This is a genomic window from Arthrobacter sp. Leaf141, from assembly GCF_001424565.1.
GTDB lineage: Bacteria > Actinomycetota > Actinomycetes > Actinomycetales > Micrococcaceae > Arthrobacter.
The window spans coordinates 505,082-521,434 of the sequence record NZ_LMOL01000005.1 but is presented as its reverse complement, the minus strand read 5'-3'; the positions used below and the strand labels follow the sequence as shown (position 1 = coordinate 521,434).

Here is a 16,353-nt window from a genome sequence, read left to right as displayed (position 1 = left end):
GAACGTCAGCGTGAACCGTAGTTGGGCGCCTCGACGGTCATCTGGATGTCGTGCGGGTGCGATTCCTTCAGACCGGCCGCGGTGATCCGGACGAACTTGCCCCGGATCTTGAGCTCGGGGATGGTGGGGGCGCCGGTGTAGAACATGGTCTGGCGGAGGCCGCCCACCAGCTGGTACGCCACGGACGCCAGCGGGCCGCGGTAGGCCACCCGGCCTTCGATGCCCTCGGGGATGAGCTTGTCATCGCCGGAGACGTCGGCCTGGAAGTAGCGGTCCTTGGAGTAGGACGTGTTCTTTCCACGGGACTGCATGGCGCCCAGGGAGCCCATGCCGCGGTAGGACTTGAACTGCTTGCCGTTGACGAAGATCAGCTCGCCCGGGGACTCGTCGCAGCCAGCCAGCAGGGAGCCCAGCATCACGGTATCGGCACCGGCCACCAGGGCCTTGCCGATGTCGCCGGAGTACTGCAGGCCGCCGTCGGCGATCAGCGGCACGCCGGCCGGGATGGCTGCCTTCGCGGACTCGTGGATGGCGGTGATCTGCGGGACACCCACACCGGCCACCACGCGGGTGGTGCAGATGGACCCGGGGCCCACGCCCACTTTGATGCCGTCGGCGCCGGCGTCGATGAGTGCCTGCGCGCCCTCACGGGTGGCCGCCTGGCCGCCGATGATGTCCACGTGCGCGGCCACGGGATCGGACTTGAGCCGGCGGATCAAGTCCAGCACACCCTGCGAGTGGCCGTTGGCGGTGTCCACAAACAAGGCGTCCACGCCGGCGTCAACCAGCGTCATGGCCCGCTCCCAGCCGTCGCCGAAGAAGCCGATGGCGGCACCGACCCGGAGGCGGCCTTCATCATCCTTGGTGGCCAGCGGGTACTGCTCCGCCTTGGTGAAGTCCTTGGTGGTGATCAGGCCCTTGAGCCGGCCCTGCTCATCCACCAGGGGCAGCTTTTCGATCTTGTTGGTGGCCAGCTTGTGCGAGGCCTCCTCGCGGCTGATCCCCACGTGGCCGGTAATCAGCGGCATCTTGGTCATGACGTCGCTGACCAGCCGCAGCGGGAAGTCCGCTTCCGGCACAAACCGGGTGTCGCGGTTGGTGACGATGCCGAGCAGCCGCATGCCCTCATCAACCACGGGCAGGCCGGAAACACGGTACTGGGAGCAGATCTCGTCCAGTTCCGCCAGTGTGGCCTCAGGGCCGATGGTCAGCGGGTTGGTGATCATTCCCGACTCGCTGCGCTTGACCCGGTCCACCTGGTCAGCCTGGTCCTGGATGGACAGGTTGCGGTGCACCACGCCCAGGCCACCCTGGCGGGCCATGGCGATGGCCATCCGGGATTCGGTGACGGTGTCCATGGCTGCGGAGAGCAACGGGGTCTGCACCGTGATCCGTTTGGAGATCCGTGAGGAGGTGTCCGCCTCGGACGGGATGACGTCCGTGTGGCCCGGCAGGAGCAGCACGTCGTCGTAGGTCAAACCGATGAGGGCGAAGGGATTGTGTTCGGGCTCGGTCATGAGTGCGCCTCTTACCTTGGTTGCTTGGCGGGTAGGGGTTGCAGCCGATGACCAGCCCGTCATTACGGAACTGGCCTGTGCAGGAATTCCGCCGGGACGGCCGGGAAGGACGGCCGCCGGGAGGCAGAAAGTATTGAGTAAATATTAGAACCTCCGCGCTGATCCCCCTATTCCGGGCGCGCAATGTGAGCAACCGCACGCCCGGCGCCGGTCACGTCCAGCCGGTCGCCGCCAGCAGGCGCTGTTCGAACATGGGAACCATGCTTTCCACGTAGGTGCGGGTCAGGTGGTTGTCGTCCTTGTAGACATAGACGTTGCCCACCACGGCCGGGCAGACGCCCCGGGCGCAGATGAAATCGCTGAGATCCATCAGGTGCAGGCCCGCCACCTGCCCGCGGTAGGCCTCCAACGGCGACGGTTCCACCAGGGATTCGGCGAGCGAGGGGTTGCATTCAGGCGCGTCCGCGCCGTGGCGCTGGACGCATTCGGGCATATTGATGGTGAACCGGGGGTTGTCCCGGATGCCCAGGATCTCGATGCCGGCGTCCGCGAAAGGCCGGATTCCGTCCAGGTAGCCCGGCACCTCGGTTTCGAAGGGGGCCTCCTCATGGGTCAGGGAGGCAACCGTGAACACCGCGTCCGGCTGGTGGTCCAGGACGTAGGCGGCGCTGGCCCGGTTGTAGGCGTTGCATTCGGCGTTGCGGGTTTCCGATTCGGCCCCGAACCGGCAGGCCGGCATCAGGAGGGTGACCAGTTCCCAGCCGCGGGCTGCCGCCACGGGCGCCAGGGCTGCAAGGTACTGCTGGGCGTGGGAGTCGCCCAGCACCACAATCCGCTTGGTGACCGGGACGTCCGGCGCTTCCTGCCGGCACCCCTCCAGGATGGGGTCGGCGGTGGCGTTTAATCCGCTGCAGGGGGTCTGGATGCCCGCCCAGTCATTGTCCAGGGCGGACGGGCCGGGGATCAGCCGGGCCGGGGGCGCCGGGACGTCCTCCTGACCGGGTCGGAGGGCGGCAGCGCCGGGTGTCAGCTCCCGGGGTTGCGCCGCCGTCGCGCTTTCCTCAGCCGTAAGGCTGGTTTGCCACACGGCGACGGGTCCGGCCAGCAGGGCACCGCAGGCGACAATCACGACGGCGGTGCGCCAGGCGCGGAGCTTGGGCCAATGCCAGTCGCGCAGGGGCTTCTCGACAAACCTGGTGGTGAGGAAGGCCAGGACGATGGCGGCGCCCACGATCGCGAGGCCCTGCATCAGGTTGGGGGCTTCCACGCCCGTGGCGGCAAGCGCCAGCACCAGGACCGGCCAATGCCACAGGTAGAGCGCGTAGGAGTTGTCCCCCAGCGCAACGGCAGCCTTGCTGCTGAGGAGCCGGTCAACACCGAACCGGCTGCCGCTTTGGCCTGCCACCATGATGGCCGCGGCCGCCAGGGTGGGCCACAGCGCCACAAAGCCGGGAAAGGACCGGTCCACGGTGAGCAGCAGGCCGCAGGAAACCATGGCCGTGAGGCCGGCCCAGCCCAGCGCCACGCGCAGTCGGCGGCCCGGCTTGAGGTAAGGCAGGGCCAGCGCCAGCAGGGAACCGAGTGCGAATTCCCACAGCCTGGCGCGGGTATCGAAGTAGGCGTAGGCCTGGTTGGTGGCGGTTTGCTCCACCGAGTAGGCCAGCGAGACCACAAAGACTGCCCCAAACACCAGGGCAAGCAGCCCGCGGTAGCTGAACCGCGCGCCGGCCGGGGTCCGGCGCAGCACAGCCAGCAGGGCGGCGGTCCCGGCGAAGACCAGGGGCCAGAGAACAAACACCTGGCCCTGGATCGACAGGGACCAGAAATGCTGCAGCGGGCTGGCCCCGGCATGGTCCTGGGCGTAGTAGTCCACGGCGGTGTCCGCCAGCAGCCAGTTCTGGCGGTACAGCAGCGAGGCCCAGGCCTGGTCCAGGATCTCCGGCCAGCGGCTTTGCGGCAGGATCAGCCAGGTGCCCGCGAGGACCCCCAGGATAACCACGACGGCGGCGGGCAGCAGCCGCTTGAACAGGTGCAGCCAGTGCGTCAGGAGTCCGAACGGCCGGCCCGATTCTGCCTTGCGGACAAACGAGAGCGTGAGCAGGAAGGCGGAGATGAGCAGGAACACGTCCACCCCGCCCGAAACCCGCCCCAACCACACGTGGTAGGCCACCACCATCAGGACTGCCAGGGCCCGCAGGCCCTGGACTTCGGGCCGGTATCCCGGCCGCAGCTTTTTGGTGGCAGCAGGGGCGGCTGACAGCCCGGTGGCGGCGCCTGCCGTTGCGGCCGCCATCAGGGTTTCCATCCGGTCAAGGCGAGGAAATCCTTTTCGAAGTAGGGCGCCAGGGTCATGAGGTACGAGCGGGTGACATGGTTTTCGTCCTTGTACACAATGACGTTGCCGATGATGGCCGGGCAGACGTCCGCCACGCAGAAGTAGCGGGTGAGGTCGAGGAACCGGGTGTCGGGAAGCTGGGTATCAACGCCGTCAGTGGCCGCAACGGGCCCGAACGTATCCAGGACGCTGCCGTTGCAGGCCGCCGGGTCATCCGGGTGCGCGGCCAGGCAGTTTGGCACGTGGGGCATCCGGGGCGTCTCGCGGACACCAACCACCTCAATGCCGGCGTCGTTGAGCTTGCGCGCCTGCGCGAGCCAGGAATCCTCCAGCACTTCAGGTGTGCCGGGATCGGCAGAGGTCCTCGTGCTGATGGTGAGCACCAGGTCGGGTTTTATGTCGAGGACCTGTTCCATGGCCTCCTTGTTGAAGTCAAGGCACTCCGCGGTAATTTCGGGACCCGGCTCGTCGGTGAGGGGGCAGAAACCCTTGGTGATGGAGGTGACACGCCAGTTGTACTTCTCGGCCATCATCAGCACCGGCGTGTTCATGACATAGGCGTGGGAACTGCCGAGGATGACAATGTGCTTGGCCGCCCCCTCAACACCGTTGGTGCAGATACTGGCGTTTTCACCGGCCCCGATGCAGGGTTCCGGAAATTCCGGCCACTCTTCGGCGATGGCCTCTACTTTGGGGACCGGCTCAGCTGCAGGGTCAGGCGTGAACTGGTAGCCGGGGCTGAGGGCGCGGGCACCCGGATAACGGGGGTCGTCCAATCCGATGGAAGTGATGGAGTTGGACTGGACGATCTGCTGCCGCCACAGGCCCAGCGGGGCCGCGGCCACCGCCACGGCGAGCAGGACCGCCAGGACAGCCCGGCGCTTGTTGACCTCGGGCCACCGCCATTCACGCCAGGGCTTCTCGATGAAGCGTGTGGTGAGGTAGGCCAGGCCCAGTGAGGTGAGGATGATGATGGTGCCGGCCAACCAGCCGGCGTGTTCCTTGCCGGTCCAGGCCAGGGAGATGACCAGGACGGGCCAGTGCCACAGGTACAGGGCGTAGGAGTTGTCGCCCAGCCGCACCAGGGGTTTCGAGGCGAGGAATCTGTCCACGCCGAACGGGCTGCCGGTCCTGCCCGCGGCGATCACCAGGGCGGCAGCCACCGTGGGCCACAGGGCGGCGACACCGGGGAAAGCCCCCTCGACGTCAAGGAGTATGCCGCAGGCCAGCATGGCAGCAATGCCCACCCAGCCCATCACAATGCGGTGCGCGGTCCGCAGCCTCAGCCCGGGGAGGATCAGGGCCACCAGTGTTCCCAGCGCGAACTCCCACAGGCGCGCGCCGGTGTCGAAATAGGCCTGGCCCTGGTTGGTGGCCGTGAAGACGATCGAGTAGATCAGGGAGACCAGGAAAATGCCGAAGAACACGTAGGCCAGCAGCGGCCGGTAGGACAACCGGTACCGCCGAGCGGCAAAGGCTGCCAGCACGAAGATGAGCGGCCACAGGATAAAAACCTGCCCCTGGATGGAGAGGGACCAGAAGTGCTGCAGCGGACCGGCCCCGCTGTGATCAGCGGCGTAGTAGTCCACGGCCTGCTTCTGCAGGAGCCAGTTCTCGAAGTAGAACATCGCAGCCCAGCCGTGGTCGATCAGGTCCAGCCAGCGGGTCCGGGGCAGCAGCAGGGCCGCGGCCGCGAGGGTGGCAACGATCACCGTGACCGCCGCGGGAAGCAGGCGGCGGAACAGGTGCAGCCAGTGTTTGAAAAGAGCCACCGGTTCGCGGCGGTCGTAGCGGCCGGTGAACTGGAGGGTCATCAGGAACGCGGAAATCAGCAGGAAAACGTCAACGCCGCCGGAGACGCGGCCAAACCAGACGTGGTACGTCACCACCATCAGGACAGCGAGCGAACGGAGGCCCTGGATCTCGGCGCGGAACGTGGATTTCCGCTTGCCGGCAGGCTTTTTGGGGTCCACACCGGGGGGCGACGCGGTTCTCGCAAACGACACGGGACGATCCTCCAGCGGTAGGCAAAGCATCAATTCTACCGGAGAGACGCCGAAGGCCGGCCCGGCAGACGCCGGACCGGCCTTCGGAAAGCGGATTCAGCCTAGTGGCTGTGACCCGCGTGCTCGTCTTCATCAGCGGGCTTCTCCACCACGAGGGTTTCGGTGGTGAGGACCAGCGCTGCGATGGAGGCAGCGTTGCGGAGGGCCGCACGGGTGACCTTGACCGGGTCGATGACACCGGCGCCGATCAGGTCCTCGTACTCGCCGGACTTGGCGTTGAAACCGTTGTTGGTTTCGAGCTCGGCAACCTTGGCCGTGACAACGTAACCGTCGAACCCGGCGTTCTGGGCGATCCAGCGCAGCGGCTGGACCAGTGCGCGGCGGACGATGCCAACAGCTGCTGCTGCGTCACCTTCGAGGGCCAGGACAGCGGAATCCTCGTCCAGGGCCTTCAACGCGTGGATCAGCGCGGAACCGCCGCCGGCCACGATGCCTTCTTCGAGGGCGGCGCGGGTGGACGACACAGCATCTTCGATGCGGTGCTTCTTTTCCTTCAGCTCAACCTCGGTGGCTGCGCCGACCTTGATCACGCCGATGCCGCCGGCCAGCTTGGCCAGGCGTTCCTGGAGCTTTTCCTTGTCCCAGTCGGAGTCGGTGCGGGTCAGCTCGGCGCGCAGCTGGGCAACCCGGGCTGCTACGTCTTCTGCCGAACCGGCGCCGTCAACGATGGTGGTGTTGTCCTTGGTGACCGTGATGCGGCGGGCAGTGCCCAGCACCTCAAGGCCAACCGTGTCCAGGCTCAGGCCCAGCTCCGGGGAAACAACCTGCGCACCGGTGAGGGTGGCGATGTCCTGGAGCATGGCCTTGCGGCGGTCGCCGAAGCCCGGAGCCTTGACGGCAACCACGTTCAGGGTGCCGCGGATGCGGTTGACGATCAGGGTGGAGAGGGCTTCGCCGTCAACGTCCTCAGCAATGATGAAGAGCGGCTTGGAGCTCTGCAGCGCCTTTTCCAGCAGCGGCAGGAAGTCCTGCACCGAGGAGATCTTGCCCTGGTTGATCAGGATCAGGGCGTCTTCGAGGACAGCTTCCTGGCGTTCCGCGTCGGTGACGAAGTACGGGGACAGGTAGCCCTTGTCGAACTGCATGCCTTCGGTGAGGACCAGTTCGGTCTGCGTGGTGGAGGACTCCTCGATGGTGATCACACCATCCTTGCCGACCTTGCCGAATGCTTCGGCGAGCAGTTCGCCGATCTCATCGCTCTGGGCCGAGATGGCTGCAACGTTGGCAACCTGGGTGCCTTCAACCGGGCGGGCGTTCTCGAGCAGGCGGGCGGCGACGGCTTCAACGGAAACCTCGATGCCGCGCTTGATCTGGCCGGGAGCGGCGCCGGCGGCAACGTTGCGCAGGCCTTCCTTGACCAGTGCCTGGGCCAGGACCGTAGCCGTGGTGGTGCCGTCGCCGGCAACGTCGTTGGTCTTGGTGGCGACTTCCTTGGCCAGCTGCGCGCCAAGGTTTTCGTACGGGTCATCCAGTTCGACCTCACGGGCGATGGTCACGCCGTCGTTGGTGATGGTCGGAGCACCCCACTTCTTGTCCAGGACGACGTTGCGGCCGCGGGGGCCGAGCGTCACCTTGACCGTGTTGGCGAGCTTGTCGATGCCGGCTTCGAGCGACCGGCGGGCAGCGTCGTTAAACGCAAGCTGCTTTGCCATGGTTTTGTCCTTTCAAGACAGAAACCCCGCGCGGCTGAACAGCTAAGAGCATGACCAGCAGCGCGGGGATCCGGGAGGGTTACTTTACGACGATCGCCAGGACGTCGCGGGCGGACAGCACGAGGTACTCGGTGCCGCCGGTCTTGACTTCGGTTCCACCGTACTTGGAGTAGATAACGACGTCGCCAACGGCTACGTCAACGGGAACGCGGTTGCCATCTTCGAAGCGGCCGGGGCCGACTGCAACAACTTCGCCTTCCTGCGGCTTTTCCTGCGCGGAGTCCGGGATGACCAGGCCGGAAGCCGTGGTCTGCTCGGCTTCGAGCGGGCGGACAACAATACGATCCTCAAGAGGCTTAATAGAGACCGACACTCGGACCTCTCCTTTACGTCAGCAAATTTGTGGACTGGAAAGCTCTCCCGCCTGGCTGGCAAACCGTCGTCGCGGTGCCGGCAGCAGCCTGGCTGGCAGCTCTTCATGTGTTAGCACCCTCCTAGGGAGAGTGCTAATAGAGACTCTATGTAAGGGTTAGCACTCGGTCAAGGTGAGTGCCAGCATTTCGTCATGGGCGGACAGCGTGGCTGTACATTTGAGCGGTGCGGGCAGCCATCTACCTGATTCTTGCGAACCTCTTCTGGGCGGGCAACTTCGTGGTGGGCCAGGCCGCCGTGAAAACCATGGAACCGCTCCAGCTGACGTTTTTGGCGCTGGGCCCTGGCCGCCGTGCCGCTCCTGGTCCTGGCGCAGGCCGTCGAGCGGCCCGACTGGAGGGCAGTGCTGCGCCACTGGCGGGTGCTGCTGCTCCTGAGCGTGCTGGGCATGAGCGGCTACACGCTGCTGCTGTACAGCGCACTGCAGCACACCTCAGGCCTCAACGCTTCCCTGGTGACAGCCGCCAACCCCGCGCTGATCGTGGTGCTCTCGGTGGTGCTGCTGCGGGAGCGGCCACGTCCGCTGGGGTGGGCAGGCATCGGGCTGGGCCTGGCCGGGGTGCTGCTGGTCCTCTCAGGCGGAGATGTGGAACGGCTGCTGACCTTCTCGCTCGGCGCGGGTGAACTCCTGATCGTCGCGGCCATCACCGTCTGGGCCCTGTATACGATCATCGCCCGGCGGCTGTCCCTGCCGGCCATCACGGCCACAGCGGTGCAGGTGGCAATGGCTGCGCTGGTCCTCGCCCCGGTGGCGCTGGCTGCCGGCGCCGGACTCCCGGCCACGGCATCGGGCAACTGGTCGCTGGCGTACATCGCAGTGTTCCCGTCGCTGGGGTCCTACCTGCTGTGGAACCTGGCGCTGAAGCGGACGTCAGCGGCCAACGCCGGAAACTACCTCAACCTGATCGCGGTCTTCACAGCGGTGATCACGGTGCTGCTGGGCCAGCCCATTACGGTCCCGCAGGTCCTGGGCGGCGTCCTGGTGATCTCCGGCGTCCTCCTGACCGGCGCCGGCCGGGCCCCTCAGCCGGTCAGCCCGTCGAATCCCACGTCCTCGCCGGCGTCGGCCTCCGGGTTGCCCTGGTTCCGCCGGCGGTAGAGCAGGAACCCGGCGGCCGCGGCGGTCAGCAGGGACACCACCAGCAGGATGATGCCGACGGCCCGGGCGCCGGCATAGAGGCCCCGGATGTCCCGGGCTTCCTGCGTGTCATCGGAGATGTTGTTGCCGCCCACCGAGTACACGGTGGCGTTGAAGGTGTCGAGGAAAAAGATGATGACCAGCAGCGCGATGCAGACTACTGCCACCACCGCCGCGGCAATCAGGGCGGGGCGGGCAAATCCAACACGTCCCGCCGCAGGCCGGTTCGCTCCGGGCCCCGGGACCTCTGTATTTTCCGCCATGCCGTCAACACTATCGGCATGGGTGCATCAGTGGAGGCCGGATTCCGGGTCTCCGGGCAGCGAGCCGCAGGGGCCGCCGTCCTCGTTGCTGGCGCGGGCCACGGGGCGTCCGTCAAAATCCATCATGGCCGGGGCGTACCAGCGGCCCACGTGGGTGGCCGAGGCCGGCATGTAGTGGGAGATGAAGGAACGGCGCCACTGGCTGCTGGTCCGGTTGGCATCCGAGCCGTGGACCACGCTGCCGTTGAACAGCAGCACGTCCCCGGGCGCCAGGGAAAGCTTGACCGGCTCGTGGCCCTCCGGCGGCTGCACACGCTCCTTGGTGAAGCTTTCCGCCGGGTCCGACGAATCGGGGCAGACCACCTCCATGTCCTGCGTTCCGGGGCACAGCTGCAGTCCGCCGTTCTCTGGCGTGGAGGGGTCGATGGCCAGCCACGCCGCCAGGCAGGACTGGGGTTTGATCTTCAGGAAGTAGTTGTCCTGGTGAAAGGCCTGCCCGCGGGCACCCGGCGGCTTGAAGTAGTACATGGACTGCACGGCGATCGGCTCGTCCGCCATCAGCTGGGTGAGCACCGACTTCACCCGTGGATCGAGGAGCCGTTGTTTGCTGCCTGCGTCAAACAGGTGCGGGTGGAACATCCTCGGGTAGCGGGCCAGCGGATCCGTGCCGGGCTGCGGCGCCCAATGCCCCTCGATGGGCTCGCCGGTTTCTGCGAGCGCGTCGAAGTGCTTGGCGCAGTCCGCCGCTTCGGCGGCGCTGAACAGTCCCCTGGCCACCGTAAATCCGGTGTGGTGATAGGCGTTGACCTGGTCCTGCGTCAGCCGGTAGGCGGGTGTTTCTACGTGCATTCTTCTCATCCTCCGCAATTGGGTGGGCTTCCATCATCGAATCCCACGCTGCGGTCCGGTATGGCAAGGCCTCTCATCTGCATGGATTTTCTTATCCTTGAGTTATGGCCTTTCCTGATCTGCTGCACTGGCGCGCCTCCGGCTCCTTCCGCAACATCCCCATGCCGCCGGTCCGTCGCGCGGATCCCGGGGACTACCTGCTGGTCTGGGTCATCGAGGGCACCATCCACGGCGACCTGGCCGGGGAACCCTTCACCGCAGGGCGCGGCAGGGTCCTGATGTTCCCGCCGTCGGTCCCGCATTCCTATGCGGCGCCGCGAACAGGCGACTGGCACTGGCTGTGGGTGCACTTTGCCGGTTCCGCGGCCGCGGCGGTCCACGAGGAGTTCACTGCAGCGGGCGTGCCACTGGCCCTGACCGACGACCAGGGCATGTACCGGAAGTTCATGGCGGTCCTTACCCACGCCCAGCAGAGCCCGGCACCGCAGGAGTCCCGGGCCCTCAGCGGCGAACTCCTGGGGCTCCTTGGCACCCTCCTCGACCGGTGCGCGCCGCAGGCGCAACGGTCCGCCGGGGAACCGAGGCTGGAGGCCCTTTTCGGCTGGATCGCCGAGAACCTGAACCGTCCGCTTCCGCTCAGCGAATTGTGTGCCGTGGCCACCTACTCGCCGGCGCAGCTGCACCGGTTGTTCATCGCCGCTGTGGGGCTGAGCCCGCAGGCCTACGTAGCCCGGGTCAGGCACTCCACAGCCGCGGACCTGCTGGCCCTGACCTCGATGGCCGTGGCGGACGTGGCGGCGGCCGTGGGCTACGCCGACCCGCTGTACTTTTCCCGGCGGTTCAAGGCGTGGTCCGGGCTGTCCCCTTCGGCCTTCCGCGCCGGTCGGATTCAGGGGCCGGGCAGCGGCGCCCCCTCGGGACCGCCGCAGGATTTCAACTAGGCTGGAACGCATGCCCCCAGCACCCCAGGACCAGATCGCGCCCTTGCTCACCGCCGAAGGCTGGGAGCTCCTTGCGTCCCTGGGCCCCTACCGGGACGAGGAGTCCTTTGCGCTTAACGCCGCCCTCCGAAAGGCCGGCCACTCCCCCGCCCTCGTCTCGGCGGTCCTCACCCAGTCCCGGTTGCGCACCAAGGCCGAAGCCAAGTTCGGGGAGTTCGCGTCCCGGATGCTGTTCACCCAGGCGGGACTTGAGCAGGCCACCCGCCTGAGTGTTGCCGCCCGCCACGCCCAGCGGTTTGCTGCTGCCGGCATCAGCCATGTCGCGGACCTGGGCTGCGGCCTGGCCGCGGACTCGCTGGCGCTTGCCTCCATGGACATCAACGTCACGGCAGTGGAAATGGACGAGACCACTGCTGCCTGCGCCACCGTGAACCTCATCCCCTTCCCCAACGCCACGGTGGTCCACGCCGACGCCACGTCCGTTCCGCTGGACGGGGTCGACGGCGTCTGGCTGGATCCCGCACGCCGGGTCACCTCCACCTCGGGCACCAAACGCATCTGGGATCCCGAAGCCTTCTCCCCGCCGCTGTCTTTCGTCGAAGCCCTGGCTGCCTCCGGCCGCGCGGTGGGCGTGAAGATGGGGCCGGGCATGCCGCACGAGTCGGTACCTGCCGACTGCGAGGCACAGTGGGTGTCGGTGGGCGGCGACGTCACCGAGGTGGCGCTCTGGTTCAACGCGGTCCGGCGCCCGGACATCCGGCGTGCCGCCCTGGTGCTCAGCCCGCACGGTGCAGCGGAATTGACCAGCGGCCAGGACTTTGGTGCGGGTCCGGTACCTGCGGTGGGCCCAGTCGAGGGCTACCTGTACGAACCGGATGGTGCGGTGATCCGCGCAGGCCTGGTGGCCGACGTCGCCCTTCAGCTGGGCGGGCACCTGGTGGACGAGCACATCGCTTACATCTGCGCACCCACACTGGTGGACACGCCCTTCGCCCGGGCGTACAAAGTCCGGCAGGTGATGCCGTACAACGTCAAGGCGCTTAAAGCGTGGGTGAAGCAGGAACGCATCACCGTGCTGGACATCAAGAAGCGCGGCACCGCCGTGACGCCCGAGGAACTCCGCAAACAGCTGCTGCCCGCCGGCAAGTCGCATTCCGCCAAAAAGGGCGGCGGGAAGACCGCCACCCTGGTCCTGACGCGCATCGGCGAGGACCGGGTGGCGGTAGTGGTGGAGCCGGTCTGAGCTCCAGCACAGCAGGGACTATTGCGCCCTCATGAAGTCTTCAGCGGCCCGGACCTGCTCAGCGGTGGGCCGGGTTCCGGTGTAGAGCACAAATTGTTCCAGCGCCTGGATGGTGGCCACCTCGGCCCCCGTAATCACAGGTTTCCCGGCCGCACGTGCCGCCTTGATCAATGGTGTCTCGGCTGGCAGCGCCACCACGTCGAACACCATCCGGGCGGCGTCAATGGCCGTGGCGGGGAACGCCAGCGCGTCCGCGTCCGGGCCGCCTGCCATGCCCAGCGGCGTGACGTTGATGATCAGGTCCGCTGAACCGGCGTCGAGCTCCGGCCGCCAGGCGAAACCGTACTGGCCGGCGAGCGCCCGGCCCGTGGCTTCATTCCGGGCGATGACCGTAACGTCCGTGAAGCCGGCGTCCCGGAGGGCTGCCACCGTGGCTTTGGCCATGCCGCCGGCGCCCTGGACCAGGACAGACCAGTCCGTGGGGACGGCGTTGCTGGCCAGCAGCTGCTCAATGGCGGTGTAGTCGGTGTTGTAGGCCTTGAGATGGCCATCCGTGTTCACGATCGTGTTGACGGATTCGATCGCCGTGGCGGAATCGTCCATCTCGTCCACCAGCGCCATCACGTCCTCCTTGAACGGCATGGACACCGCGCAGCCCCGGATGCCCAGCCCGCGCACGCCGGCGATGGCCTGCTCCAGGTTGGTGGGGGCAAACGCCTTGTAGATCCAGTTCAGCCCCAACTGCCCGTACAGGTGGTTGTGGAAGCGCGTCCCGTTGTTGCTGGGCCGTGCGGAGAGCGAGATGCAGAGGGTCATGTCTTTATTCAGAATGGGCACCCTTCATTAAAACGCCTTCGCGCACGTTCCCGGGGTCAGGGCGCGCAGCCCGTTCCGAGCGGGAAGCTGCCGACGGCGGCCGGGAGCTTCCCGGGCGCGGCCGCCTTTCCGGCCAGCACTGCTGCCAGCGCGTCGAAAGCGCCGTCGGATCGGCCGTAGACGGCCAGCTTCACGGGTGCGGCGGATTCCTGCAGCGGCCAGGGTGCGTCCAGGGCCACGGCAATGTCCCCACCGGCCGGGCGGCCGCCATAGCCGATCAGGTTCACCACCGGCCCGGAGCCCACCGCGAGCCCGGCGCGGGCGGCGGCGGCCGCAAAACGTTCCCGGTCGCCGGGACCGCCGCCGGTCACCTGGACGGCACCCGGCACCAGCGGCCCGGTGCAGGACCCGGACAGGACCGTCACCGCGGCCGCCGAGACCTTGGCGGAGAGTGCCGCACCGCTGCCGGGCGCAGCGCCTTGCGGGGCTCCGGTCCGGCCCCGCCACGTCATCATCGTGGCCACCCGCGTTGCAGCCTCGTCCAGCCGCTGCGCGGAGAGCTCGCCGGATGCGACGGCCCGAACAATGGCGGCATGGGCCTGATCCACGTCGGCCGGCATCAGCAGCAGGTCGGCGCCTGCGGCCAGGGCCTTAACGGCAGCGGCGCCGGACGGGTACTGCTTGTTCACCGCTTCCATGTTCAGGGCGTCCGTGACGGCCACGCCATTGAAGCCCAGGCCGCGCAGCGCCTGGTACGTGGGGGCGGAGAGCGACGCCGGAACGCCGGGTTCCAGCGCTGGAACCGCAATGTGCCCGGTCATGATCATCGGCGCTCCGCCGGCTACGGCCGCCTGGAACGGTTTCCAGTCCCGGCCGCGGAGTTCCTCAACGGTGGCGGGCTGCACGGGCAGGCTGAGGTGCGAATCGGCTGTCACGGAGCCGTGGCCCGGGAAATGCTTGGCAACGGGCAGGATCCCCGCGCCCAGCATGCCGTGGGAGAACGCGGCCCCCAGGGCAGCGGCAGCGTCCGGATCCGAGGACATGGACCGGGCACCGATGGTGGGGTCCTTGGGCCCGATGGTCACGTCGGTGTCCGGCGCGAAGTCAACGGTGAACCCGAGCGGTGCCAGTTCAGCGGCCAGCCCGCCGCCGGCTTCGCGGGCCAGCGGTTCGCTGCCGGCAGCCCCGAAGCTCATCGGCGCAGGCCATTCCGTCAGGGGCAGGCCCAGCCGCGCCACCACTCCGCCTTCCTGGTCCACACCGATCAGGCCCGGCCATGGATCCCCATCCGCCCTGGTCGCGGTGGCGAGCTGTTGGTTGGCGGCGGTCATCGCGGCGGGATCAACCTGCCCCTGCGGCCCCTTGGGCACGTTGTCACCCATGATGATGGCCCCGGAGAGGTGCAGACGTTCAATAACGGCGGCGTGCGCGGCAGCGTCGGTGCCCTTAAAGAACGGCAGCAGCACCTGGCCGGCCTTCTGGCCGGTGTCCATGGCGGCCACCGCTGCCGCGGCGGCGTCCTGGTCGCGCTGCTCGGGGCCCCACCCCAAGGCCCGGGAACCGGGATCAGGTGCCGGGGGCGCGGTTGTGGGGACCGGCGTCGTACTTGGCGACGGGGCGGCCGCAGCTGTGGAACCGGACGGGGATTCCGACGGCGTCGCAGGCGGCGGCGTGGCGGTGCACGAGGTGAGGGCAAGGGCCGCTGCCGCCGCGAGGAAGGGGAGGGTTTTGGAAAGTCGTTGAGGCAGGCGCTGGAACATAACCATCAGTACGATGCTACCCCTGCACTAGACTTGGACCACCCGTTCGCCTGCCAGCCATTGCCTGTCAGCGGCGCGAGCCAGCGGCAAACCGGACAGTAAGGAAACGCGTGCAGATCGACTTCGCACAATCGAGGCAATCAACCCTTGGTGTGGAATGGGAACTGGCCCTGGTGGACGGTGAAACGGGCGAGCTGGCCTCCGTGGCCAACCAGGTGCTCCGTGGCGTGGCCGCGCGCCACCCGGAGCTCAACGAAGACGATGAACACCCACACATCAAGCAGGAACTGCTGCTGAACACCGTGGAGCTGGTCACCGGCATCTGTGAAACCGCTGCCGAAGCCAAGGAGGACCTCAGCCGGTCCCTCGCTGCTGTGCGCGAAATCACGGACCCCATGGGTGTGGAGCTGTTCTGCGCCGGCAGCCACCCGTTCAGCCCGCCCCAGCTGCAGCCTGTCACGGACAAGGCCAGGTACGCGAAGCTGATCGACAGGACCCAGTGGTGGGGCCGGCAGATGGTCATCTACGGTGTCCACGTCCACGTGGGCCTGGACCGCCGGGAAAAAGCGCTGCCGGTGCTTGATGGCCTGGTCAACTACTTCCCGCATTTCCAGGCGTTGTCCGCGTCCAGCCCCTTCTGGGGCGGCGAGGACACCGGGTATGCCTCGCACCGGGCGTTGATGTTCCAGCAGCTTCCCACCGCCGGCCTGCCGTTCCAGTTCTCCTCCTGGGCCGACTACGAGTCCTATGTGCAGGACATGTTCACCACCGGGGTGATCGACACCCTGTCCGAGATCCGCTGGGACATCCGGCCGGTCCCCAACCTGGGCACCATCGAGATGCGGATCTGCGACGGCCTGGCCACACTCGAGGAAGTGGGCGCCATCGCTGCCCTCACCCAGTGCCTGGTGGACGAGTTCTCCACCACCCTGGACAGCGGCGGCACCATCCCCACCATGCCGCCGTGGCACATCCAGGAGAACAAATGGCGGGCGGCCCGGTACGGGATGGAGGCGATCATCATCCTGGACGCCGCCGGCAAGGAGCAGCTGGTCACGGACCACCTGCTGGAGACCCTGAACCGGTTGGAGCCGGTGGCCGCCAAGCTGGGCTGCGCCGATGAACTGGCCGACGTGGAAAAGATCATCAACCGCGGCGCCGGCTACCAGCGGCAGCGCCGGGTCGCCGCAGAAAACAGCGGGAACCTCCAGGCCGTGGTGCTGGACCTGGTCAAGCAGATGCGGAACGGCCCCACGGCCTAACAGCCCGACCTCCGCCCCGTCCCCGCTTTCCCCCGTCCCCGCTTTCCCCCCATCCCCGTCCCCGTTGCGCTATCACTTA

At 67.4% G+C, this 16,353-nt stretch carries 13 protein-coding genes; 4 read left to right on the top strand and 9 right to left on the bottom strand.

From position 1 onward, the window contains the following. Positions 1-5: 5 nt before the first annotated feature. The 5 genes from guaB to groES form a co-directional block, all read right to left on the bottom strand. Positions 6-1,517, bottom strand: a complete 1,512-nt coding sequence (gene guaB, locus ASF72_RS04980; protein ID WP_056597036.1) for an IMP dehydrogenase — start codon at positions 1,515-1,517, stop codon at positions 6-8. Between the two features lie 211 nt (positions 1,518-1,728). Continuing rightward, on the bottom strand, positions 1,729-3,810 hold the full coding sequence (locus tag ASF72_RS04975; RefSeq protein ID WP_056597455.1) for an acyltransferase family protein: 2,082 nt from the start codon (positions 3,808-3,810) through the stop codon (positions 1,729-1,731). Beyond that, entirely contained in the window at positions 3,810-5,858 is a 2,049-nt protein-coding gene (locus ASF72_RS04970; protein WP_231686068.1) for an acyltransferase family protein, read from the bottom strand. The genes ASF72_RS04975 and ASF72_RS04970 overlap by 1 nt, the downstream gene beginning before the upstream one ends. Before the next feature lie 101 nt (positions 5,859-5,959). Then, positions 5,960-7,570, bottom strand: coding sequence for a chaperonin GroEL (gene groL / locus ASF72_RS04965; protein WP_050685790.1), 1,611 nt, complete (start codon positions 7,568-7,570; stop codon positions 5,960-5,962). Positions 7,571-7,649: 79 nt separating this feature from the next. Next, the gene (gene groES / locus ASF72_RS04960; RefSeq protein ID WP_003805290.1) at positions 7,650-7,943 is read right to left on the bottom strand and encodes a co-chaperone GroES; all 294 of its coding nucleotides are present in this window, start codon (positions 7,941-7,943) and stop codon (positions 7,650-7,652) included. 351 nt (positions 7,944-8,294) lie between these two features. On the opposite strand from groES, the gene ASF72_RS04955 reads away from it, so the two are divergent. Beyond that, positions 8,295-9,101 carry a DMT family transporter gene (locus tag ASF72_RS04955; RefSeq protein ID WP_235504652.1) on the top strand — a complete coding sequence of 269 codons (807 nt, stop codon included), beginning with the start codon at positions 8,295-8,297 and terminating at the stop codon, positions 9,099-9,101. Here ASF72_RS04955 and ASF72_RS04950 read toward each other — a convergent pair. After that, entirely contained in the window at positions 9,026-9,403 is a 378-nt protein-coding gene (locus tag ASF72_RS04950) for a glycosyltransferase 87 family protein (protein ID WP_157370894.1), read from the bottom strand. The two genes, ASF72_RS04955 and ASF72_RS04950, sit on opposite strands and share 76 nt — an antisense overlap. A 27-nt stretch (positions 9,404-9,430) precedes the next feature. Further along, positions 9,431-10,252 (bottom strand): phytanoyl-CoA dioxygenase family protein, encoded by an 822-nt coding sequence (locus ASF72_RS04945; RefSeq protein WP_082484026.1) that lies wholly within the window; start codon positions 10,250-10,252, stop codon positions 9,431-9,433. Between the two features lie 104 nt (positions 10,253-10,356). Between ASF72_RS04945 and ASF72_RS04940 the strand changes: the two genes are divergently transcribed. Both ASF72_RS04940 and ASF72_RS04935 read left to right on the top strand, forming a co-directional pair. Continuing rightward, the gene (locus ASF72_RS04940; protein WP_056597031.1) at positions 10,357-11,193 is read left to right on the top strand and encodes a helix-turn-helix transcriptional regulator; all 837 of its coding nucleotides are present in this window, start codon (positions 10,357-10,359) and stop codon (positions 11,191-11,193) included. A 10-nt stretch (positions 11,194-11,203) separates the two neighbouring features. After that, positions 11,204-12,436: a class I SAM-dependent methyltransferase gene (locus tag ASF72_RS04935; protein ID WP_056597030.1), complete on the top strand. Its 1,233-nt coding sequence runs from the start codon at positions 11,204-11,206 to the stop codon at positions 12,434-12,436. 18 nt (positions 12,437-12,454) lie between these two features. On the opposite strand, the gene ASF72_RS04930 is transcribed toward ASF72_RS04935, so the two are convergent. Together ASF72_RS04930 and ASF72_RS04925 are read right to left on the bottom strand one after the other, a co-directional pair. Next, positions 12,455-13,273, bottom strand: coding sequence for a shikimate 5-dehydrogenase (locus tag ASF72_RS04930; RefSeq protein WP_268760262.1), 819 nt, complete (start codon positions 13,271-13,273; stop codon positions 12,455-12,457). Positions 13,274-13,308: 35 nt separating this feature from the next. Further along, positions 13,309-14,745: a glycoside hydrolase family 3 N-terminal domain-containing protein gene (locus ASF72_RS04925; protein ID WP_056597453.1), complete on the bottom strand. Its 1,437-nt coding sequence runs from the start codon at positions 14,743-14,745 to the stop codon at positions 13,309-13,311. A gap of 377 nt (positions 14,746-15,122) precedes the next feature. On the opposite strand from ASF72_RS04925, the gene ASF72_RS04920 reads away from it, so the two are divergent. Beyond that, positions 15,123-16,274, top strand: a complete 1,152-nt coding sequence (locus ASF72_RS04920; protein WP_050685774.1) for a glutamate--cysteine ligase — start codon at positions 15,123-15,125, stop codon at positions 16,272-16,274. Positions 16,275-16,353 lie beyond the last annotated feature (79 nt).

Bases quoted from the DNA above. Each gene is read 5' to 3' on its own strand.
- guaB (WP_056597036.1), bottom strand. From the start codon at position 1,517: ATGACCGAGCCCGAACACAATCCCTTCGCCCTCATCGGTTTGACCTAC.
- ASF72_RS04975 (WP_056597455.1), bottom strand. From the start codon at position 3,810: ATGGCGGCCGCAACGGCAGGCGCCGCCACCGGGCTGTCAGCCGCCCCT.
- groL (WP_050685790.1), bottom strand. From the start codon at position 7,570: ATGGCAAAGCAGCTTGCGTTTAACGACGCTGCCCGCCGGTCGCTCGAA.
- ASF72_RS04950 (WP_157370894.1), bottom strand. From the start codon at position 9,403: ATGGCGGAAAATACAGAGGTCCCGGGGCCCGGAGCGAACCGGCCTGCG.
- ASF72_RS04945 (WP_082484026.1), bottom strand. From the start codon at position 10,252: ATGCACGTAGAAACACCCGCCTACCGGCTGACGCAGGACCAGGTCAAC.
- ASF72_RS04940 (WP_056597031.1), top strand. From the start codon at position 10,357: ATGGCCTTTCCTGATCTGCTGCACTGGCGCGCCTCCGGCTCCTTCCGC.
- ASF72_RS04935 (WP_056597030.1), top strand. From the start codon at position 11,204: ATGCCCCCAGCACCCCAGGACCAGATCGCGCCCTTGCTCACCGCCGAA.
- ASF72_RS04925 (WP_056597453.1), bottom strand. From the start codon at position 14,745: ATGGACACCGGCCAGAAGGCCGGCCAGGTGCTGCTGCCGTTCTTTAAG.